Genomic DNA, 21,181 nt, shown 5'->3' on the forward strand with positions numbered 1-21,181 from the left:
AAATAATCTTTCTGAAGCTGGGAGTTTAAATCATAAATTCTATTTTTGTTTGGTAATCCAAGAAAATAGAAAGGATGAGGATATTGATCACCGGTGCTGCTGGCTTTATAGGTTCCCACACCGCTGCTTATTTTGCAGAACAAGGACATGATGTTATAGGACTGGACAGTTTTTCAGATTATTATGATCCTGCATTAAAGCGTCTGAATCAGGAGGATATAGAGAAGGCCGGAGTACGATTTGTGGAGATCGACCTGAATGATGATCTGGGATCGCACTTACCCGGAGATATTGATTATATCTTTCATTTTGCGGCACAACCGGGAATTTCTGCAACAACACCTTTGGAGGATTACGTGAATAATAATATCTATGCTACTCAGAATTTTTTGGATTGGGCGAAAGAATATAGTCCGGATCTGAAACTTTTTGTGAATATCGCCACTTCTTCGATCTATGGAAAAGAGGCTACACTTCCGGAAACCGCTGTTCCCACACCGATCTCTTATTATGGAACTACTAAACTCGCTGCAGAGCAGCTTGTGTTAGGGGAGCATCGTACCGGAAAGATCAAAGCGTGTTCTCTCCGATTATATTCGGTTTACGGTCCCCGCGAACGTCCTGAGAAATTGTATACAAAACTGATCAAGAGTATTATTGAGGATACGGAGTTTCCGTTATTTGAAGGTAGTGAAAAACACTCCAGAAGTTTTACCTATGTAGGAGATATCGTTAAAGGTATGGCTGCGGTTATCGGGAAGGAAGAAGTGCTGGGAGGAGAGATCGTAAATATCGGTTCCGATAAAGAATATACGACTAAAGAAGGTATCGAGCTTATCGAGAAAATCATCGGTAAGCCGGCAAAGATCAAAAGAACACCTCCGCGTCCGGGCGATCAGCTTCGCACTACTGCTTTGATCGATAAAGCGAGAAAATTACTGGGTTATGAACCTGAAACCGAATTCGAAGAAGGACTGAAAGCGCAGGTAGAATGGTATAAACAGAAGTTCTGCTAAGATCTTTGTTCAATTTTCTTTAATTCTTTGAATCGTTCATGTACACCGAGCGCATTCAGATAACAGATGGTCATTCCTTTTTTGCCATCCAGAATGCCTAATCGAAGTATGTAATGATGAAAGAACCTCCAAAACGGTTTGAGGGTTTGGGCGAACCAGTTCCATTTTTTGCCTTTTTCGAAGGATTCACGGGCTTTTAATCTTCCGTAACTGATCATTTTTCCCTTGTAATCTTCGTAGTCCTTAAAACTGTAATGGATTAATTTTTCCCGAAGCTTACCTTCTGTTCCGTCAACTTCCAGCGTTTCATGTACGATGCGTGTATCGGTGAATTTACAACGACTTTTGCGGAAGAGGCGATGTACCTTATCGGTCTGCCATCCACTGAAGTGAAGTCGTTCGTTTTTATACATGAACAGGCGGTAGTTCCAGTAGGCTTCCAGGGCTTCCGGGTTGTTGATGGTAGCGATGATCTCTTCCTGAAGCGGAGGGGTGATTCTTTCATCGGCATCGATAAAATAGATCCAGTCATGCTTTGCAAGGCTTAGTGCATAGGATTTCTGTTCCGTAAAATTACGAAAGGGATGTTGTACCGATTTTACATCCGGATCCTTTTCCAGCCATTCCCAGGTACCATCGGTACTGTAGGAATCAACTACAATGATTTCATCTGCGAATCGGATACTGTCGATACAATCTTTGATATAGCCGATCTCATTGTAGGTGATGATCACAGCTGATAATTTGTTGTTTTGGGCCAAGCTTTTAGATTTTTGGCAAATATAGGGGTATAAATGTAAAAAGCTGCTTCCGTCAGCAGGGAGGTCTGCACAAAGCAGACTCTGACCTGTCGGAAACAGCTTTATAAAATTCTTTGTTGAACGACTATACGGCTACGTCATATTCGCGCAGGGCGTCATTCAGTGAAGTTTTCTTATTGGTACTTTCCTTACGCTTACCGATGATCAGTGCACAAGGGACATTATAGGTTCCTGCAGAGAATTCTTTGGCATAACTTCCCGGAATTACTACCGAACGAGCCGGTACATATCCCTTCATTTCCACAGGTTCGTCACCGGTAACATCGATGATTTTGGTAGAAGCGGTCAGTACTACATTGGCACCCAGTACAGCTTCTTTTTCCACACGTACTCCTTCTACTACGATACAACGTGAACCGATAAAGGCATTATCTTCGATGATTACAGGGGCAGCCTGAAGCGGTTCAAGCACGCCTCCGATACCTACACCACCACTGAGGTGAACATTCTTTCCGATCTGAGCACAACTTCCAACGGTTGCCCAGGTGTCTACCATGGTACCTTCGTCAACATAAGCACCGATATTCACATAACTCGGCATCAGGATCGTTCCGGCAGAAATATAAGCACCATGTCTGGCAACCGCATGAGGAACTACACGAATTCCTTTTTCTGCATAATTTCTCTTTAATGGAATCTTATCGTGGAATTCAAGAGGTCCTGCCTCGATGGTTTCCATTTTCTGGATAGGGAAATACAGGACAACCGCCTTTTTAACCCATTCGTTCACTTGCCATCCGTTTTCGGTTGGTTCAGCAACTCTAAGTTCTCCTGCATCTAGAAGAGCAACTACTTTACGGATTGTATCTATGGTTTGCTGTTCTTTCAATAATTCCCGGTTTTCCCAGGCATTCTCTATAACAGAGCGTAATTCTTCCATGCTATGATAAATTTTTTTGCAAATATACGCCCTTACCATCAAATTCTCTCAAGGTTTTACAGGTGTAACATTTATGACGTATTTTTACTAAAAATTCAATTATGAGTAGGATTCTTGCCATTGATTTTGGGGAAAAGCGTTGCGGAATAGCCGTTACCGATGAGTTGCAGATCATAGCCTCAGGGCTTACGACGGTTGCAACCGGTGAATTATTGGATTTTCTGAAAAAATATACATCGGAGGAGAAGGTGGAGACGATCGTGGTTGGAGCTCCCAAGAGACTGAATAACGTAGCTTCTGATGTGGAGCAGGTCATAGGAGAATTCATAAAAAAAATAAAAAATGTAATCCCTGGCATAACAATTGAACGTATGGATGAAAGGTTCACGTCTAAGATCGCTTTTCAAAGTATGATCGATAGTGGTCTAAAAAAGAAGAAGCGAAGGGATAAAGCATTGCTCGATGAGGTGAGTGCAACCGTGATTTTACAGTCGTTCATGGCCGCCAAACTTTAAATCATCGAATTTATTGTACAAAAACCCTTAATTTTTACCATCATATTGAAATTTTTTTAATTTTGTTTATTGATAATTAGATATTTAACCTACTTAAAAACTATGTCCAACCACTAAATTTCACTGAATGAAAATAAAAACTACGTTATTCTTTTGCTTATTAATCCTACAAAATGTACTGTCTGCCCCCACAGAATTACGGAAGGATAATGAGCAAACGACACAGAATACTGCCATACCATTTACCGACATGGAAGCTCCTGTCTGGTCGATGGATTACTCCATTCTGGCATATAACCAGTCATGGCAGCATGAAGAAGACGTAAAGGTCTTTCCAAATCCCGTCAATCGTAAGGACGCATTGAATGTTACCCTTAAGGGTACCGGGAAAAAGTCCCTGAATTTTTATGATATCACTGGAAAGCTGGTAAAACAACTCACGACCGAACGTAATGAGATCGCTATTAGTATCGCAGAACTGGGTGTGGGAGTTTATATCCTGAACGTAAAGTCAGATAGCATTCAGACCACTAAGAAAGTTATCATTCGATAGAAGAAACCTAAATTATTCATTTTCGTTTTTACCCGCAGCTAATGTTGGGAATAACTTTGTACTTTTGCATTCCAATTAAATGCAAGTTAATATGATTCTACCCATAGTGGCTTACGGTGACCCCGTTTTGCGGAAAAAAGGTGAGGACATCAAAAAGGATCATCCTGAACTCGATGTGCTTATCGAAAATATGTTTGAAACTATGTACCACGCTTATGGCGTTGGTCTGGCTGCTCCGCAGATAGGTTTACCATTACGTTTGTTTGTCATCGATGCCTCCCCGTTCGCAGAGGACGAGGATCTTTCTGAAACTGATCGAAAAACGTTGGAAGGGTTTAAGAAAGTTTTCATAAATCCACAGATTCTTGAAGAAACCGGTGAAGAGTGGGCCTTCAACGAGGGGTGTCTTAGTATTCCCGATATCAGAGAGGACGTTTACAGAAATCCGGTGATCCGCCTGGAATATTACGATGAGAATTTCAACCGCTTCGAAGAAACTTTCGAAGGGTTAGCCGCTAGAGTGATCCAGCACGAATATGATCATATCGAAGGAATCTTGTTTACGGATAAACTATCCGGACTCAAAAAGCGTTTACTGAAAGGAAAGCTTGCCAATATATCAAAAGGCAAGGTGAAAGTGGATTATAAAATGAAATTTCCAGCAGCCAAAAAAGCGCGTGGATGATTTTGAAAATAAGGTGAAAGCGCAGATATTTGCGCCGTTAAAAAAATGGATATGAGTTTAGATAAGATATTGGCAATATCCGGGAAACCGGGACTTTATAAATTGATGACTCAGACCCGCACCGGGTTTGTAGCTGAATCCCTGATCGACGGGAAGAAACTTTCCGTAGGCTTGAGAAACAACGTAAGCCTTCTTTCAGAGATCGCCATCTATACACTTACCGAAGAAGTACCCTTGAGAGAGGTATTCCAAAAGATCAAAGAAAAAGAAGAAGGAAAGAACACCTCTGTTAGTCACAAGGATGATAAAGACACTCTGGAAGAATATTTCTTTGAAATATTACCGGATTACGATGAAGATCGTGTTTATGCGAGTGATATCAAGAAAGTGATCCAGTGGTATAACCTTCTTATCAATAATGGAATCACCGATTTCTCGGCTCCCGAAAATGAAGAAGCTGAAGAAACCGTTGAACAGGATTCTGAAGAGAAATAAAAGTTATTAAACATTATTTGTTAATTACTTGAAGCCTTCCCATACGGAAGGCTTTATTTTTTGCGTTATTTTTAAGAAGATATAAGGATTTGGAAGTTTTACGACTAAATCTTTAGCAACCAACCTAACATATTCATGATTTATCAAACGACTATTGATAACTTCAATAATCTGAAATTAGTCATCGGGCAATTATCAGCCAAAGAATACACCACTCCGCTGAAAGTGCTCAATGGTTCTACGATCGGAATGCATATCCGTCACATTCTTGAATTCTATCAATGCCTGATGGAAGGAAAGCAGAGCGGAGAAGTAAATTATGACGATCGCAGACGAGATAAGATGATAGAATCAGATCCGGGGTTTGCCTTGGGAGTGTTAGGGGATATCGCTGATGGTATTGATCATTCTCGTATGGAGATCCCGATGAAGTTGTTGTATAATTATGATACTTCCTGTCATTCCAAAGGTGAAATAGTCCCTACTTCTCTTAGGCGTGAACTCATTTATAATCTTGAGCATCTGATCCATCATCTGGCCATAATTAAGATCGGAATTCAGGCTATGAAGCCCGATCTTTTGCTGGACAAAAATTTCGGAGTTGCGGTTTCTACAGTCAGAAACAATAATTTATGTGCACAGTAACCTATATCCCCGACGCTAAAGGTTATACTCTTACTTCAAATCGGGATGAAGATCCTTCAAGAATGACCCTGCCTCCAAGGCATATCACAGTGTCTACCTATAAGTCTATCGTCGCACCGGTAGATAAAGAAAAGGGAGGTACCTGGATCGCTACCGATAATCTCGGCCGCACCGCATGCCTTTTAAACGGTGCTTTTATGAAGCATAAGAGAAAGTCATTCTATAAAAGAAGCCGTGGAAGTCTTATCCCTGAAGCCTATTCATATGCGAATTTCCATGAGTTTATGTGTTGTGCAATCCTGGAAGGGATCGAGCCCTTTACGTTGATCCTTATCGATGAATTACTTCAGGTGCTGATCTGGGATGGGGCCAAGAAATATATCCAGTACCTGAACACTGACAGACCTCATATATGGTCTTCCATTACCTTGTATGATTTTAAAGTGCAGGAGCATAAACAACAGATATTTCGCGATTTTTCAGAAGAACATGAGGCGCCAACTCCGGATGTGATACTGGATTTACACGGACTTAAAGGTTCTGGTGAATTCGTTCTGGACCGTCAGGAAGTTAGAACTACCAGTATAACACAGGTAGTTTCAAGAGGACTCACCAGTAATATTCAGTATTTCGAGATGAATCCCGTGATGCACGAGCAAAGACAGTATGATGAACTTAAGCAATGACGACCTTAAGAAAATTTTGGATCAAATGCAGTTCCTGGGAATATTGGCCGATGTGGATTCTTTATATTCCGGTTGTTCTTCAACACGGATGGTTGTCGGTTAAGACGAGAAGCCTCTTTTTTTTTCTAAAGGTAAATCCCGGTATTAAAAAAGGTTTTATCCTTAGCGATCCCAAATGGGAATCGTTCAAACTGGTTCCGTCCGAGTTCCTACCCATTACAATTTTACTCAGTAAAGGTGAATCGGTAGCTGTTAAGCTCAGGCTATTTCAGAAGTCCGGACTTGATTTCCCGGTGATCCTGAAACCGGATGTAGGGTTTCGCGGGTTGCAGGTGCAAAAAGTGACCGATCTGGATATGTTAAAAAGACAACTTGAATCCGGTCCCGATATCGATATGTTAGTACAGGAATTCGTAGCGCTGCCTGCTGAGTTCGGAGTCTTCTATTACCGGATTCCAGACCGGGAATCCGGATGTATTCCTTCACTTACCTGTAAGGAGTTCCTGTCGGTGACCGGAAACGGTGTGCATACCGTTGCTGCTCTAATAGCCGGTAATGATCGTGCCTTCCTGCAATTCGATCGCTTGCAGCGTAAAATGATCAGGTTATGGAACAGTATCCCGGAAAAAGGTGAAATTGTCCCGCTCGAACCGATCGGCAATCATAATCGGGGTACAAAATTCCTCAATGGAAACGATCTCATCGATTCAGAACTACTGGAGGTTTTCGACCGTTTGAATGATCGTATGCCTGGTTTTAATTTTGGTCGCTTCGATATTAGGGCGGCCTCCTTTGAACATTTGAAGGCGGGAGATTTCAAGATCCTTGAAGTGAATGGGATCGGAGCTGAACCAACACATGTTTATCATCCCGGATATAGTCTTTTTAAGGCCTGGTTTGATATGGCGAAATTGTGGCGGATCGCTGCAGAAATCGCGATCGGTCATCGGGTAAATGGGGAGCGTTTTCCTGTGTATTCTGAGGCAAAAGCACGTTATTTGCAATACAGAAATTATAAGAAACATCTCGTTTACTGAATCGAATCGCTATGAAGAATTCCCGTGAAGCACAATTGAAGGCCTTTGATCGACTCCTGACCATTATGGATGAATTGAGAGAACAATGTCCGTGGGATCGCAAACAAACCTTCGAGTCTCTAAGACACCTGACCATTGAAGAAACCTATGAATTGGGGGATGCGATATTAGATAAAGACCTTCAGGAGATCAAGAAGGAATTGGGAGATGTGCTCCTGCATATTGTTTTCTATGCGAAGATCGGCAGTGAGACCGGTGATTTCGATATCGCCGATGTGGCAAATTCCATCTGCGATAAACTGATCGACCGCCATCCCCATATCTATGGAGATATCGAGGTGGAAGATGAAGAAGAAGTTAAACGCAACTGGGAAAACCTAAAACTAAAGGAAGGAAAGAAAAGCGTACTGGAAGGAGTACCGAATAGTCTTCCTGCACTGGTAAAAGCTAACCGTATTCAGGATAAGGTCGCCGGGGTTGGATTTGACTGGGAAGAACCGGCACAAGTCTGGGAGAAACTGGAAGAGGAACTTTCGGAGTTTAAAGCCGAGGTGGAAAAAGGAGATCAGGATCTTATCGAAGCAGAATTTGGAGATGTGATGTTCTCTATGATCAACTATGCAAGATTTTTAAAGGTGAACCCGGAGAATGCACTGGAACGCACCAATAAGAAGTTCATCAAGCGCTTTAAGTATCTGGAAGGAAAAGCCGCAGAGGCCGGTAAAGCTCTGAAAGATATGACCCTGGCGGAAATGGATGTCTTTTGGGAAGAGGCTAAAAAGTTATAGGAATTATAACTTATCTTTGCTGCGCTAAATCTCGGGGATGTTACTTCATAAATACACTAAAGAATTCCGGTATAATATTAAACTGGCGTACCCTGTCATGCTGGGTATGCTGGGTCACACCTTCGTTGCTTTTGCCGATAATATCATGGTAGGGCAGCTGGGAACTGCTGAACTTGCAGCAGTATCTCTGGGGAATAGTTTCATCTTTGTAGCAATGTCACTGGGAATCGGATTTTCCACGGCGATCACGCCGCTCGTTGCGGAAGCGGATGCGGCCGGAGATCTGGAAAAAGGGAGGTCGTCCTTTCTGCACGGATTGGTTATTTGTACGGTGTTAGGGGTTTTTCTCTTTCTGTTGATGTTGCTGGCAAAACCACTGATGCATATCATGGAACAACCGGAAGAAGTGGTGACCCTTGCGATACCATACCTGGATCTGGTGGCTTTTTCCATGATCCCACTCGTTATGTTTCAGGCATTAAAGCAATTTTCCGACGGACTTTCACTGACCAAGTATCCCATGTATGCTACGGTATTGTCGAATATCATCAATATCACCCTTAATTATCTGTTGATCTTCGGTAAATTCGGTTTTCCGCAGCTGGGTATCATCGGTGCGGCGATCGGAACTCTTGTGTCCAGGATCGTTATGGTGATTTTCCTTTGGGTGATCTTTCATAAAAATCGCAGAACTGAACCTTTTGTAACCGGGATAAGAAAATTTTCCTTCCATCGCAATATGGTTGGTAAGATTGTGAATCTCGGCCTTCCTTCTGCGTTACAGATGTTCTTTGAGGTAGGTATATTTACGGCAGCAATTTGGCTCAGCGGTGTATTGGGAACGAATCCTCAGGCGGCGAATCAGATCGCTCTGAACCTCTCCAGTATGACCTATATGGTAGGGGTTGGATTAAGCGTGGCAGCCATGATCAGGGTAGGAAATCAAAAAGGGTTGAAGAATTATATGGAATTGCGAAGAATCGCTATTTCGATCTTTGCACTCACCTTTATCGTGGAGATCGTATTTGCCCTTTTCTTTATTATTTTCAGGTTCTGGTTACCTACGATCTATCTGGATCAAAACGATCTGGTGAATGAGGTAGATAACATTGAGGTGATCGGGATTGCATCGAGATTGTTACTGGTAGCCGCCTTCTTTCAGATTTCAGATGGCTTTCAGGTAGTCTTTTTGGGAGCGTTACGCGGACTTCAGGATGTGTGGATTCCGATGGGGATCACACTGGTGGCCTACTGGTTCGTAGGCTTTCCGATCTCTTTTTATTTCGGATTACATACCGGAGCCGAAAGTATGGGTATCTGGGCAGGTTTATTGGCAGGACTGACCACGGCAGCCATATTCTTGTATTTCAGGTTTAATTATATGACCCGAAAATTGATCACAGAAAACAGTTACAAGCAACAGGCCGTTGCTTCATAAAATAGAATACTATGGAATTACCTAAGTTTTTACTCGGTGATAACACCGATTTCCCGGATGCGATCTTTATAGTGCATACCGAATATCCAAGATTCATTATCAATCTGGAGAACGATGAAGTAGAATGGCTGGAAGAATTCAGTCAGGAAGATGAAAAGGAGCTCGCTTCCGAAGCAGAGAACCTGATCAACGCTGCCAATGAGTTCTACGATCGGGAGATCAGCAGGTACGAAGACTAATCCCTAAAACTGAACTAATATAATGCTCGATAAACTGATCGCCCTTGATAAGGAGCTTTTTGTCTATCTCAATGGGATGGGTAATGAGAACTGGGATGCCTTTTGGATGTTCATCACGAATAAATGGTCATCCGTTCCTCTTTACGTCTTACTGTTGCTGATCTGTATCTATTATTTCAATTGGAAGAAAACACTTTTGATCCTTGTGATTACGGCACTGATGATCACCTCAGCCGATCAGCTGGCAAATTTGTTTAAATACGGATTTGAGCGTTTGAGACCCTGTCATGATGCTTCACTGGCGGGCATGATCCGTGTAGTTAAGGAAGGATGCGGAGGCCAGTTCGGATATTTTTCTGCACATGCAGCAAATGCCCTGACCGTGGCAACCTTCTTCAGTCTTCTATTCAAACAGCGAATACCGGTGGTTCCTTACATTTTATTGGTTTGGGCATTGGTCGTAACCTATAGCAGAATCTACATCGGGGTTCATTTTCCACTGGATGTGATCACCGGAATGTGTTTTGGAATGCTGATCGGTTGGGGAAGTTATCGTCTTTTCAGGCTTGGCTGTAAGTATCTTCCCCTTTACTGAATATAAAAGCGTTCAGCGGATTCAGGAAAATCAAAAAGAAGACAACACCAAAGGCGAGTTCATAGACCTCCCACTTTCTGTCGGCAGGAATCAAAGCCACGATAAGTGTAGATACGATAAATGCGATGGTATGATGCCATTTAACGATAGGAAGTGCAAACCGGTCTGCCATTTTCTTGATCCATGCATTTCTGCGATAAAATATGGGAAGAACAAGGAGGTAGATCACCATTCCAACCATAAGCAACTGACTAAAAATGATCTTGTTTATTTTTTTACCACCTACAACAAGGTTATGAAGATTAGTTTCTCCCTGAGCATTATTCTCAAGGAAATATTCTCCCGATTGAATATCGAAAATTCGCTGCCCCCAGGAAATCTCTTCTCCGGCTCCGAACAGAAAAACAACAGCGCAGGCGAAAACCCCGAGTTTCCAGTACCATGATTTCGATCGGCCGGTTGTGAAAAGGCGGTAAAAACTAAGGATACTGATACAAAGTAACATGATAGCGGTACCGTATTCCACCGTTCCGTCTTCAACCGTGAAAACATCATTGAAGAAATCAACATCGGTGAATCCTAGGTAAAGACTGTAGATAAAGGTGATCACTAAAAATAGATAGCCGTATTTGTCTGTTCTGGTCATTTTATTTCTTTTTTAAGATAAAATATTCGCTGATGAGTCGGTCTTTCCAGGCTTTTTGTCCCTCAGCAGCGGTGTAATTAATGTCATACCGGTCTTTGGGAACGATATGGTAACGTTTCGCAAATATACGGTGAAAGTCGTTGAGTTTTGCCGGAACTACCAGTATTCCGAAGGCTTCATCTTCCGGATATTCGATAACTCCGTTATGTTCGATCTCCGGTGCCGGATAACCGAGATTCCAGATCATTTCCGGGGCTTGTTCACCATAGGAATAAAGAGGTAGGCCTTCCGGATCCAGATCATCGATATTATGAAAACCGGGATTGCTGTTAAAGGCATTTGCAATCGGGAAACCTAAGACCATGATGCTGATGATAAAGGCGATGGTCAGATAGAAGATTTCTTTGATAGAATCCTTTCGCAGGTATTTGATGATCAGTACGCCGATGGCAAATAGTGCAATGGACGTAAGTATGAAATAAGGCCAAAGTCCTTCCAGTTTGTCGGCAAAGAAGAAGTATCCTCCAAACGGAAATATGATCCCGATCAAACCGATCAGCAGGAATGTAAAATATACAGAGAGCTTTTCCCATTTGTTGGAATTCGGTGAAAAGTTCTGAATGAGGTATTGTATATAGGATGCCGTATTGAAAGCCAGTGGTATCAGCACCGGCAGAAGATATCTCGATTTCTTTTCAGGGATCAGTGAGAGTAATATCACCGAAGCCAGGGTCCAGATCAGGCTGAAACGATAGATCTTTGGATCGGCGACCCGTTTTTTCAAATAGGGATAGAGCAGTCCTATAAAAGCCGGTAGGGTCCAGATGCCGCTTTGGGTAAAGAAGCTCCAGTAATAATAGAAAGGTCGAACATTATAGCCTGCCCAGTTGGCAGTTTCCTCTTTGGTTATCTCGATGAAAGCTTCAGGATCGGCATAGCGGACGTAAATGAACCACGAGAAACCGATGATCAGCCCGGAGATCAAAAAGGTTAAGAATGGGAGTATATGCGCTTTTTTAAAAGAGCTGCGGTATACCATGATCATGGCGATGACAAAAGGAAGCCATAATGCATAGAGGGATACCGGACCTTTGCTGAGAAAGGAACATCCCAGGAACAGGCCGGCAAGCAGCGCATGGCCCCATCTTCTTTCTTCTTTGAAGATCATGAGCAGCTGGTAATAAATACTGACCACCATGAATCCATGCGTAAAGATATCCCACTGTCCGTTCCTTCCGGAAAAAATGATATAGAAGGAGGTAGTGAGGATGAGCGAAGTATATAATGCCAGTTTTTTAGAATTGCTGAGAAAAACAACACATTTATACATGAAATAAACCAGAACAGTGGCGATCAGGGCCGCGGGTAACCGTAAGCCAAAAAGATTATGAACCCCGAATATCATTGCCGATATTGCGGTTAACCAAGTCGGTAATGGTGGTTTTTCATATCTGGGAAACTCGTTCATGGTGGTCAGGATCCAGTGTCCTTGATCGATCATTTCACGGGCAGTAACAAAGTTCCTGGCTTCCATGATATTTACATACAGTACATCAAGATTAACACAGAATATAAGCAGGCAAACCAGCAGAACGATCTTAACCGGATTTTTTTCGATGTATTCAATCATGTTGTTTCCTCAATAAAAATATGTTTCTGATATAGATGATACTTCCCAGGGAATGTCCGGCCAGTAAAACCGGATCCTTTCGGAAGATCGCATAGGTAAAGATAAGCAATGCTCCGGTCAGGCTCAGTATCCAGAACCCCATGGGTAAGGTCGATTCCTTTCTTCGTTCCGAATAGATCCACTGATAGATGAATCTGAGGGTGAATATCACCTGAGCGATACTACCGAGTAGGAGGAGCCATAGGGGGATCTCATCATTCTTCAATAACTGATTTATATCGTAAGTATTGTTGTTGTAACCATAGATGATCACCAGAACCGGAAAGATCCAGAGGAACCATCGAAATACCTTTGGCGTCTTTTGCCATTCACCCTGTATCTGTAAATTCCGGATATAGATAAAATAGGTGAGTGTTTGCCCGAGCATAATGGCAAAATCATCCCGTAACCAGCCATAAACGAATAGCAGGAAAGAGGCCAGCAGGCTCAGTTTCCAGAACAGGGAAGGGGTGAGTACTTTTTTGTTCTTTTCAGAGATCAGCCATTGTAACAATAAGCGTCCTGAAAACAGGATCTGGGCAATAAATCCGATGGAATATATCAGCCAATCGTTCATTTATCCTTTTTTGGCTATAGCGTAATTAATATACTTCTTCTTCATCCACAGGTAGGCGAAACAATCGGCTAATGGACCCAGAAGTCGGTTCCAAAGTCCGAATTTAGCAGTTCCGGCAATTCTGGGGAAGTGTCTTACCGGTACCTGAATGATCCTTCCGTGTTGTAACAGGATCATGGCCGGTAAAAAACGGTGGAGTCCGCGAAACATCGGAATACGTTGCGCGTATTCGGTGCGGATCACTTTTAAAGGACATCCGGTATCATCCATCCCGTCATGGGTAAAAGCTCTTCGAATGCCATTCGCGATGGTCGACGACATATTCTTTACAAAAGAATCCTGGCGGTTTGAACGAACGCCGGTTACCAGTTCATGATCGTTGATGAATTCAAGAAGCACATTGAAATCTTCAGGAGCGGTTTGGAGATCTGAATCGATATATCCTACCAATTCGGTATCTGTATGATCGAATCCTGCTTTGATCGCAGCGCTCAATCCACAGTTCTTTTCAAACAGGATATAGTTAAAATCGGTATTGTCGGCACATATTTTTTCGATGATCTGCTGACTGTTATCAGAGGATCCGTCATTTACAAAAAGCACTTTGGTCTTTCTTGCTGCAATACTGAGGTAAGCTTTTAATTCCTTTTCAACCCTTAGCAGGTTGTCTTCTTCATTGTACACCGGTACTACTATGGTGAATTCGTAATTCATTATCGATTTTAAATATCTGCAAATGTAGGTTATTTCAACTTACTGCCTGCTTAAACCGAGTAAATATTGTGCGGCAGCGAAAGGGGAGACCGTATTGTTTTCAACGGCTGTTAACTGTTCTTCGAAAGCTGCTCTGATCTTGGGGTCTCCGTAAAAGTCGGATAAGAGCTGGTCTTCGATGGTATTCCGAAGCCACATCCTGTTTTGTTCCCTGCGATTGGTTTCAAAGATTCCTTGTTTACGACGCAACACCAGGCATTCCGAAATGGTATGCCAGACCGCTTCGATTCCGGTTTCCTCGAGGGCTGAAGCCGTGAGTACTTCCGGTTGCCATCCTCCTGGTTTTGGAGGGTAGAGATGTAAAGCTCTTTTGAATTCGCCCTGAGCTTTCTTCGCGGGTTTGACGTTCGTGCCGTCACATTTATTGATGACCACACTATCGGCCATTTCCATGATACCCCTTTTTATGCCCTGAAGTTCGTCACCTGCGCCTGCCAGTTTGAGCAACAGAAAGAAATCGACCATACTATGAACGGCAAGTTCTCCCTGTCCCACACCAACGGTCTCTATTATAACCGTATCAAAGCCGGCAGCTTCACACAAAATGATCGTTTCCCGGGTCTTTCGCGCCACCCCGCCGGCAGTTTCTCCGGAGGGTGAAGGACGGATAAAGGCATCTTCAGAAAGTACCAGGTCCTGCATGCGGGTCTTATCACCTAAGATACTGCCATGAGTACGTGTACTGCTGGGATCTACCGCAAGAACCGCTAGTTTTTTGCCTTGTCGTACCAGGTATTTTCCAAAAGCTTCGATAAAACTGCTTTTACCAACCCCGGGTACCCCTGTGATCCCGATTCTGACGGAGCGGGAAGCATGTGGCAGACAGGCATTAATTATCGTGTTCGCGACTTCCCTGTGGGAAGCCTTTTTGCTTTCTATCAGCGTGATCGCCCGGCTAAGGGCAACTCGGTCTCCTTGTAGAATTCCGGATATCAGAAGTTCCGGATCCGTCTTTCGGGCCCTTTGTTCCCGATATCGTTTGGCGTTATCAGGATCAGTGGAGTGCAATGGAGTTTGATCAGACAAGGAGAAAAATTTTAAAACAAATTTAATAATTCAAATAATGTATTCAGCAGTATTAATCCTATATTCATAAGGAACTTTAAATCATTAGGAATGGAAGCATTGTACAAAGCCACTGCAACAACTGTAGGTGGGAGAAGCGGACATGTCACAAGCGACGACGGAGTCCTCGACTTAAAACTTGAAGTACCGAAGGGTCTCGGCGGAGCCGGGGGAGAATTTACCAATCCTGAACAGCTGTTCGCAGCAGGGTATTCCGCCTGTTTTGGCAGCGCCCTGCAAGTGGTGGCAAAAAAGCATAAAGTAGATCCAAGTGACTTCGAAGTTACCGTTACTGTTGAGATCGGTAAAGATCCTGATGACGGAGGTTTTTTACTCAGTGTGATCATCGATGGTTATTTTCCCGGAGTTGATCTCGAAACCGGAGAGGTGCTGATCAATGAAGCGCATGAAATTTGCCCTTATTCAAAGGCAACGCGTGACAATATCGACGTGACACTCAATTTACTTGAAGAATAAAGAGTTTTTTAAAGTGGAAATAAAAGGGCTTTTATCCGTTTGGGTAAAGGCCCTTTTTGATGGTATAGAAAAAATCGGATGGCTTATCGAATGTTGAATTCGTATACCGATTCGTTGATATATCGTTCTCCCTTTTTTAACAGGATGCTGGGGAATTCCGGTTTGTTAGGAGCATTATTGAATCCCTGCGTTTCAAAACAGATCGCGGGATAGGTCCCGGGATCAGGATTGAGGTACTCCTTTTTATCGATCGTTTCGGGGGTGAAGACCACAACCGCGGCCTGATTGGTATACACCTTCATTTCAATACCGCTTTCGGGAGAATAAAGGCCTGCTGAGACCTCCTCATCACCCAGTGAGAAACAGTCGTCAATACCTTTAAAATCGGGGTGAGAGCCCACGTTACGAGGACTGCGGAAGTCAAAAGGAGTGTTCGTAACATCCAGCAGTTTTCCAGTGGCTAGGTTCTTTTCATCCTTCTCCTGCCAACTAGCGGCATCCATGTATAGTTCCTGATCCAGAATGCTTCCTTCACCGGCGAGGTTGTAATAATTATGGTTGGTGAAATTCACATAGGTATCCTGATCGGATTCCGCGGTAAAACGTATACTGAGTTTATTATCGATCAGTTTATAGGTTACGCTAACCTCCAGATTCCCCGGGTAACCATCCTCCATGTTTTCACTGCTTCTTTTCAGGGTGATCTCCGGTTGCTCGCCTTCGGTGATCTCTTCGAGTTCCCAGTCACGGAAAGAGAAACCTTCTGTTCCTCCATGAAGATGAACTCCGTTGTCGTTGTAAAGCGGATAAAAGACCTCGTTTAAGGTAAATCCGCCACCACCGATCCTTCCGGCGATCCTTCCAACGGCAGCACCGAGATAATAGGTGTTATGGTCATAATCTTTCGGATCCTTGAATCCGTAGATCACATTGATTTCTTTCCCGAGCTTGTCCTTTACAATGAGAGAGGTCATCGCTGCTCCATAGTTGAGGCAGCTGATGCTGAGGTGCTTATTCTTTATGGTAAATGTCTCCAAGTATGATTAATTTAAATTATTTTTAAAAAAAGCGATTTTTTTGCAACGCTGTGAAATTTGTTTCGTCTTTAAAGAGAATAACAAATGTAATCAACCTTAAAGAAATCTGCCGGCATGATGCAGACCGATCTCATCGAGAAATGTAAAAATAATGATCACCTGGCTCAAATGAGACTTTATGATCAGTATTGCGATGCTATGTATTGCGTGTCATTGCGTTTTTTGAAAGATCCTGACGATGCCAAAGACACCACTCAGGAAGCATTTATCAAAGCTTTTCAACGGTTGGGTCAGTTCAGGGCAGAGGTGACTTTCGGGGCCTGGTTAAAGCGGATCGTCATCAATCAGTGTATCGATTTTCTGAAATCCAGGCATCAGCATCATTTGTCGCTGGAAGAGAATTATCTGCAGGTTGCCGATGCTGCCGAGGAAAATTGGGAAGTAGATGATGATATCAGCGTGGAAGCAGTGAAGGAGGCCATAGCCGGACTTCCGGAAAAATACAGGTATGTGGTGATGCTCTACCTGATCGAAGGCTATGACCACCAGGAAATTGCGCAAATCCTGGGTATCACTACCATCACTTCCCGAACCCAATTGATGCGGGGAAAACAAAAATTGCAGGAATTATTAAAACACAAAAGAAATGGGACAAGACATTAGAGATCTTCTGAAAAACGATCGTAGTCCGGATTCGGCAAAAATGCCGCAGGGCCATAGAGATGATTTTGCAAGATTGCTTAAGGAACGCCTGCCGGAGAATCGCAAAAAGCCTTCCTTCGGGTTTCTTAAAATGGCAGCGGCGATCGCTATCGTTGCAGCTATAGGTGTTTTTGTATTCTATATGGGGCAATCTTCCGGGGTGGAAACTTCGGGTTCACAAGTGGTTGAAACCGGCGGTGAAAAAGAAATCCGGGAAAAACAGATCACACTAAGTGATATCTCGCCGGATCTCGGTAAGATCGAGAACTACTATCTGGCGAATATCAACCTGGAACTCGCCGACCTCGATATGACCGCCGAGAACGAAAAACTGATGAACTCCTACATGAGCAGGCTTGCCGAACTCAATAAAGATTATCAGTCGTTACTCAAAGAATTGAATACCATAGGTCCGAATGAGAATACCGTAAATGCCCTGATCGATAATCTGCAAATGCGATTACAGTTGTTATACAGGTTAAAAGACAAATTAAAAGAACTAAAACAAGACAAAGATGAAACGTTTAACGTACAGAAAACTTAATCTGGTATCCTGTATTTTTATTTTGATGGCTGGAATGCTGTCGGCACAGGTTCAGAAAAAGGATTTTCATGAAGAGTTCAAGGTGAATAAGGATGTGGTTATCGATATCAATACCAGTTATGCCGATCTTGAATTCGATACCTGGAACCGCAATGAGGTCGTGGTAGAAGCAACCATCGAGATCGAAGGGGTTTCCGAGGAAGAAGCGAAAAAGATCATGGACAACTGGAACTTCAAAGCGATCGGAAATAGCGGAAAAGTGACCATTTCAGGAGATAATAACCTGAATTGGAATATAAGAGGAGATAATGTCTTCGTCCTTTCCGGAGATAACATGGATTTTAGTTTCAATTTTCCGGAGATGCCTGAATTACCTGAGATGCCTGAAATAGGAACGCTTCCCGTTCCTGATGTGCCTCCGGCACCTCCTGTTCCTCCGGTACCACCGATTGCCTTTGCTTTCGGGGATATGAATTTCGATTATGATGCCTATGAGAAGGATGGAGAGAAGTATCTGAAAGAATGGAAGGAAAAATTTAAAGCCAATTTCGACGAAGACTATAAAAAAGAAATGCTCAAGTGGAAGGAGGAGATGGAGAAACAGATGATCGAGCGTGAGAAACTTCGTGAGGAAATGCGAGTGCAGCGGGATAAGCTTCGTGAGGAACAAGAAATAATACGTAAAGAGCAACAGAAAGTAAGAGCGGAACAACGGGATGAATTACAACGCGTACGTAAAGAGCAAATGATAGCCGCAAGAGAGGCACAACGTATGGCAGAAAAAGAAGTGCGTGAAGCGATGTTGCGTATCAATTCCGGAAATCCGCAAGCTGCTCCTGAAGTGTATTTCCTGAGACATGAAGGTTCCAATAAGAATCTTAAAATCAAAAGAACCATTAAGATAAAAGCCCCTAAAGGAGCAAAACTAAAATTGAATGTAAGACACGGTGAGATCAAACTGGCCGAAAACTACAGAAATATCAATGCAACCTTGTCATATACAAGGTTGCATGCCACTGTGGTCGATGGGGCAACCACTGTGATCAATGCCTCCTATTCTCCGGTGATCGTCGATAACTGGAAACAAGGTGAACTCAAAGTAAACTATTCCCGTGAAGTTGATCTGCAACAGGTGAACAGCATTAAACTGCTTTCAAAATCATCGGATGTAACACTGGGGAATGTTTCCGGTGACGCCATCATCAATGGATCTTTCGGTGACCTGAAGATCCTTAATCTTTCGGATTCTTTCAATACGATCGATATCGTACTCGATAATTCGGAAGCGAAACTCATATTGCCCAATACACCGTTCAAATTTTACAGCAGCGTAACCGATTCAAAAGTTAGCTACCCCGGAAATCTTAAGATAGACGTGAATAAACGTTACAACAATGAACTAGCCAAAGGTTATAAAATTTCCAATTCCGGTGACAAGAGTATAAATCTTGTTGCTACCTTCAGCGAGATCAGCTATCAATAATCCTTAATGGACATTTTCCTTTAGTAGTTCAGGATATTTACTTTGAAATTTCTTTAAACGCGGAATCGATACATTCTTGACGTACGGTTCATTTGGGTGTAGTTTTTCATAGTTCTGATGATAATCTTCCGCTTCCCAGAATTTGGTAAATGGAACTACCTGAGTGACAATGGGGCGGTCATACACCTTCGATGCTTCGAGTTCCTGAATATGTTTTTCGATGATCGCTTTTTCTTCATCATTCTGATAGAAGGCTATCGAGCGATATTGCTTTCCGCGATCCGGCCCCTGTTGGTCAGGAGTAGTCGGGTCCTGAGATCCGAAGAATACAGTGACCAGCGTGTCAAAACTGACCACTTCTGGATCATAATATACTTTTACAGATTCGGCGTGACCGGTTTTTCCATAACTAACTTCACGATAGGTCGGATTCTTTTCTGATCCTCCCGAGTATCCCGAAACAGCTTCTTTAACTCCTTTTACACTTTCAAATACTGCTTCCACACACCAAAAGCAACCACTTGCGAAGTAGGCGGTCTTGTATCCCGACAGATCTTGTTCTGTCGAGGTAGAATTTTCATGACTTGCGGTCATTTCTTCGGTTTTGGAGGCGTTACCCTTGCAGGATAACCCAAGGGTCATACTGATGAATAAAAGAAGGATTGTATGGGTTTTCATAATGTTGATTTCTGTTTTGGTGGGTTAAGTTCGGAAATCCTTACGCAGAAATCCAAAAAAATAAAGCGCCTCCGGAATGGAGACGCTTTAAAAAGTTTGCTTTGAAGAACGATCAATCCAGTTTACGTGCGATCTGAAAACCAGCGAATAAACCGAGTCCGGCGGTCAGGAAGATCATGCCGGGGAAGACCACTTCTTCTTTCATGTTCAGTGCGGTTGACAAAATTCCTGCAAGCAAGACACCCAGACCGATACCCATTAACAGGGTTGCCAGGTTAACCACAAATATTTTCCAGATCGGAGAGGTTCTTTTTCTGTTTCCATAGAAGATGGAGGCATCTGCGCCTTTTTCAATAAGTGACAGACGTTCTTTGTGACGTGATGAAATAAACAGATAAAAAATACCGAAGATCGTAGCAAATATGATGGCGACGATTAAAATTGAAGGACCCATAACTATTGTTTTTAATTGATTATTTACCCCTTTGACGACGTAAAGAAGAAGGTGGTTACAGAAAAAGTCAAAAATATTTGTAACCTTGGTATTTATTGAGTCGTCTAACCATCAAATGACTAACCAGAGAGAACAGTATTACTTGGAACGGGTGAAAGGAGGTGACTCCGGAGCTTTTGGCTATTTTGTAGATACCTATCAACAAATGGCCTTCACCATTGCTGTTCGTATCCTGAAGGATGAAGAGGAGGCACAGGATGTAGTTCAGGAAGCCTTTATCAAGGCGTATCAGAAAATTAAGGAGTTCAGGGAAACCTCTAAATTCTCAACCTGGTTATATAAGATCGTATATTTTCATTCACTTGATCGGGTGAAAATGATCAACAGGAGAATAAAACATAACGAAGCGTACAGTGAGGTTCATCCGACGACCACTTCTGAAGATTCATTATCTTCGTTAGAAGGTAAAGACAGAACATTCCTTTTGGAGCAGGCACTTCAAAGGCTCACTGAAGAACAGCGGACCCTCATACAATTGTATTATTATGAGGAATTATCGCTTAAGGAAATGAGTGAGATCCTCGGGACTCCACTCGATAATCTGAAAGTAAAGCTCTTTCGAACGAGAAAGGCTTTATACGGTATATTAAAGGATCATGAAGCAACCGTAAAATAGCGGAAT

Annotated in this window: 27 protein-coding genes; 17 read left to right on the plus strand and 10 right to left on the minus strand. The window is 42.8% G+C overall.

The annotated features are described in order from the left end of the window. The first annotated feature begins 74 nt into the window (after nt 1–74). The gene (locus DMZ48_RS11955) at nt 75–1,016 is read left to right on the plus strand and encodes an NAD-dependent epimerase/dehydratase family protein (protein ID WP_143955389.1); all 942 of its coding nucleotides are present in this window, start codon (nt 75–77) and stop codon (nt 1,014–1,016) included. Here the strand turns inward: DMZ48_RS11955 and DMZ48_RS11960 are convergent. Beyond that, the gene (locus DMZ48_RS11960) at nt 1,013–1,777 is read right to left on the minus strand and encodes a glycosyltransferase family 2 protein (protein WP_143955390.1); all 765 of its coding nucleotides are present in this window, start codon (nt 1,775–1,777) and stop codon (nt 1,013–1,015) included. The two genes, DMZ48_RS11955 and DMZ48_RS11960, sit on opposite strands and share 4 nt — an antisense overlap. A gap of 124 nt (nt 1,778–1,901) precedes the next feature. Further along, nucleotides 1,902–2,717, minus strand: a complete 816-nt coding sequence (locus tag DMZ48_RS11965; RefSeq protein ID WP_143955391.1) for a 2,3,4,5-tetrahydropyridine-2,6-dicarboxylate N-succinyltransferase — start codon at nt 2,715–2,717, stop codon at nt 1,902–1,904. A gap of 101 nt (nt 2,718–2,818) precedes the next feature. Here DMZ48_RS11965 and ruvX point away from each other — a divergent pair, with 101 nt between their 5' ends. From ruvX to DMZ48_RS12020, 11 genes are all read left to right on the plus strand, one after another. Then, entirely contained in the window at nt 2,819–3,232 is a 414-nt protein-coding gene (gene ruvX, locus DMZ48_RS11970; RefSeq protein WP_143955392.1) for a Holliday junction resolvase RuvX, read from the plus strand. Nucleotides 3,233–3,359: 127 nt separating this feature from the next. Beyond that, nucleotides 3,360–3,785, plus strand: a complete 426-nt coding sequence (locus DMZ48_RS11975; RefSeq protein ID WP_143955393.1) for a T9SS type A sorting domain-containing protein — start codon at nt 3,360–3,362, stop codon at nt 3,783–3,785. Between the two features lie 91 nt (nt 3,786–3,876). Further along, nucleotides 3,877–4,470, plus strand: a complete 594-nt coding sequence (gene def / locus DMZ48_RS11980) for a peptide deformylase (protein WP_143955394.1) — start codon at nt 3,877–3,879, stop codon at nt 4,468–4,470. Between the two features lie 51 nt (nt 4,471–4,521). Beyond that, nucleotides 4,522–4,965, plus strand: a complete 444-nt coding sequence (locus DMZ48_RS11985; protein WP_143955395.1) for a DUF5606 family protein — start codon at nt 4,522–4,524, stop codon at nt 4,963–4,965. 135 nt (nt 4,966–5,100) lie between these two features. Further along, nucleotides 5,101–5,610, plus strand: a complete 510-nt coding sequence (locus tag DMZ48_RS11990) for a DinB family protein (protein ID WP_143955396.1) — start codon at nt 5,101–5,103, stop codon at nt 5,608–5,610. Next, entirely contained in the window at nt 5,598–6,296 is a 699-nt protein-coding gene (locus DMZ48_RS11995; protein ID WP_143955397.1) for an NRDE family protein, read from the plus strand. Before DMZ48_RS11990 ends, DMZ48_RS11995 begins: the two co-directional genes overlap by 13 nt. Continuing rightward, nucleotides 6,293–7,333 (plus strand): ATP-grasp domain-containing protein, encoded by a 1,041-nt coding sequence (locus DMZ48_RS12000; RefSeq protein ID WP_143955398.1) that lies wholly within the window; start codon nt 6,293–6,295, stop codon nt 7,331–7,333. The genes DMZ48_RS11995 and DMZ48_RS12000 overlap by 4 nt, the downstream gene beginning before the upstream one ends. 11 nt (nt 7,334–7,344) lie before the next feature. Then, complete coding sequence (mazG, locus tag DMZ48_RS12005) at nt 7,345–8,121, plus strand: nucleoside triphosphate pyrophosphohydrolase (protein WP_143955399.1); 777 nt, start codon at nt 7,345–7,347, stop codon at nt 8,119–8,121. A gap of 37 nt (nt 8,122–8,158) precedes the next feature. Beyond that, nucleotides 8,159–9,559 (plus strand): MATE family efflux transporter, encoded by a 1,401-nt coding sequence (locus tag DMZ48_RS12010; protein ID WP_143955400.1) that lies wholly within the window; start codon nt 8,159–8,161, stop codon nt 9,557–9,559. Nucleotides 9,560–9,570: 11 nt separating this feature from the next. Further along, the gene (locus tag DMZ48_RS12015) at nt 9,571–9,798 is read left to right on the plus strand and encodes a hypothetical protein (RefSeq protein WP_143955401.1); all 228 of its coding nucleotides are present in this window, start codon (nt 9,571–9,573) and stop codon (nt 9,796–9,798) included. Nucleotides 9,799–9,820: 22 nt separating this feature from the next. After that, complete coding sequence (locus tag DMZ48_RS12020) at nt 9,821–10,393, plus strand: phosphatase PAP2 family protein (protein WP_143955402.1); 573 nt, start codon at nt 9,821–9,823, stop codon at nt 10,391–10,393. Here the strand turns inward: DMZ48_RS12020 and DMZ48_RS12025 are convergent. From DMZ48_RS12025 to meaB, 5 genes are read right to left on the minus strand one after another with little or no spacing between them, the layout of a single operon-like run. Continuing rightward, nucleotides 10,359–11,039 (minus strand): hypothetical protein, encoded by a 681-nt coding sequence (locus DMZ48_RS12025; protein ID WP_143955403.1) that lies wholly within the window; start codon nt 11,037–11,039, stop codon nt 10,359–10,361. The two genes, DMZ48_RS12020 and DMZ48_RS12025, sit on opposite strands and share 35 nt — an antisense overlap. A gap of 1 nt (nt 11,040) precedes the next feature. Further along, nucleotides 11,041–12,669, minus strand: coding sequence for an ArnT family glycosyltransferase (locus DMZ48_RS12030; protein ID WP_143955404.1), 1,629 nt, complete (start codon nt 12,667–12,669; stop codon nt 11,041–11,043). Next, nucleotides 12,662–13,285, minus strand: a complete 624-nt coding sequence (locus DMZ48_RS12035) for a lipid-A-disaccharide synthase N-terminal domain-containing protein (RefSeq protein WP_143955405.1) — start codon at nt 13,283–13,285, stop codon at nt 12,662–12,664. Before DMZ48_RS12035 ends, DMZ48_RS12030 begins: the two co-directional genes overlap by 8 nt. Next, a complete protein-coding gene (locus DMZ48_RS12040) occupies nt 13,286–13,999 on the minus strand; it encodes a glycosyltransferase (RefSeq protein ID WP_143955406.1) in 714 nt (237 codons plus the stop codon). A 39-nt stretch (nt 14,000–14,038) separates the two neighbouring features. After that, a complete protein-coding gene (gene meaB / locus DMZ48_RS12045; RefSeq protein ID WP_242009191.1) occupies nt 14,039–15,085 on the minus strand; it encodes a methylmalonyl Co-A mutase-associated GTPase MeaB in 1,047 nt (348 codons plus the stop codon). A gap of 90 nt (nt 15,086–15,175) precedes the next feature. On the opposite strand from meaB, the gene DMZ48_RS12050 reads away from it, so the two are divergent. Further along, nucleotides 15,176–15,601, plus strand: a complete 426-nt coding sequence (locus DMZ48_RS12050) for an organic hydroperoxide resistance protein (protein ID WP_143955408.1) — start codon at nt 15,176–15,178, stop codon at nt 15,599–15,601. 83 nt (nt 15,602–15,684) lie between these two features. Here the strand turns inward: DMZ48_RS12050 and DMZ48_RS12055 are convergent, their stop codons facing one another. Next, nucleotides 15,685–16,638 (minus strand): aldose epimerase family protein, encoded by a 954-nt coding sequence (locus tag DMZ48_RS12055; protein ID WP_143955409.1) that lies wholly within the window; start codon nt 16,636–16,638, stop codon nt 15,685–15,687. 114 nt (nt 16,639–16,752) lie between these two features. Here DMZ48_RS12055 and DMZ48_RS12060 point away from each other — a divergent pair, with 114 nt between their 5' ends. Genes DMZ48_RS12060 through DMZ48_RS12070 form a run of 3 tightly spaced genes read left to right on the plus strand, consistent with a single transcriptional unit; the run spans nt 16,753 to nt 19,367 of the window. Further along, a complete protein-coding gene (locus DMZ48_RS12060) occupies nt 16,753–17,301 on the plus strand; it encodes an RNA polymerase sigma factor (RefSeq protein ID WP_143955410.1) in 549 nt (182 codons plus the stop codon). Beyond that, the gene (locus DMZ48_RS12065) at nt 17,285–17,884 is read left to right on the plus strand and encodes a hypothetical protein (RefSeq protein WP_143955411.1); all 600 of its coding nucleotides are present in this window, start codon (nt 17,285–17,287) and stop codon (nt 17,882–17,884) included. Before DMZ48_RS12060 ends, DMZ48_RS12065 begins: the two co-directional genes overlap by 17 nt. Beyond that, entirely contained in the window at nt 17,856–19,367 is a 1,512-nt protein-coding gene (locus DMZ48_RS12070) for a DUF4097 family beta strand repeat-containing protein (RefSeq protein WP_143955412.1), read from the plus strand. Before DMZ48_RS12065 ends, DMZ48_RS12070 begins: the two co-directional genes overlap by 29 nt. 3 nt (nt 19,368–19,370) lie before the next feature. Here DMZ48_RS12070 and msrA read toward each other — a convergent pair whose 3' ends face one another. Both msrA and DMZ48_RS12080 read right to left on the minus strand, forming a co-directional pair. After that, nucleotides 19,371–20,045 carry a peptide-methionine (S)-S-oxide reductase MsrA gene (gene msrA / locus DMZ48_RS12075; RefSeq protein ID WP_143955413.1) on the minus strand — a complete coding sequence of 225 codons (675 nt, stop codon included), beginning with the start codon at nt 20,043–20,045 and terminating at the stop codon, nt 19,371–19,373. 112 nt (nt 20,046–20,157) lie between these two features. After that, the gene (locus DMZ48_RS12080; protein WP_143955414.1) at nt 20,158–20,499 is read right to left on the minus strand and encodes a DUF6249 domain-containing protein; all 342 of its coding nucleotides are present in this window, start codon (nt 20,497–20,499) and stop codon (nt 20,158–20,160) included. A gap of 115 nt (nt 20,500–20,614) precedes the next feature. Here DMZ48_RS12080 and DMZ48_RS12085 point away from each other — a divergent pair, with 115 nt between their 5' ends. Then, nucleotides 20,615–21,175, plus strand: a complete 561-nt coding sequence (locus tag DMZ48_RS12085; RefSeq protein ID WP_143955415.1) for an RNA polymerase sigma factor — start codon at nt 20,615–20,617, stop codon at nt 21,173–21,175. Nucleotides 21,176–21,181 lie beyond the last annotated feature (6 nt).

This window comes from Robertkochia solimangrovi, from assembly GCF_007279655.1.
GTDB classification, from domain to species: domain Bacteria; phylum Bacteroidota; class Bacteroidia; order Flavobacteriales; family Flavobacteriaceae; genus Robertkochia; species Robertkochia solimangrovi.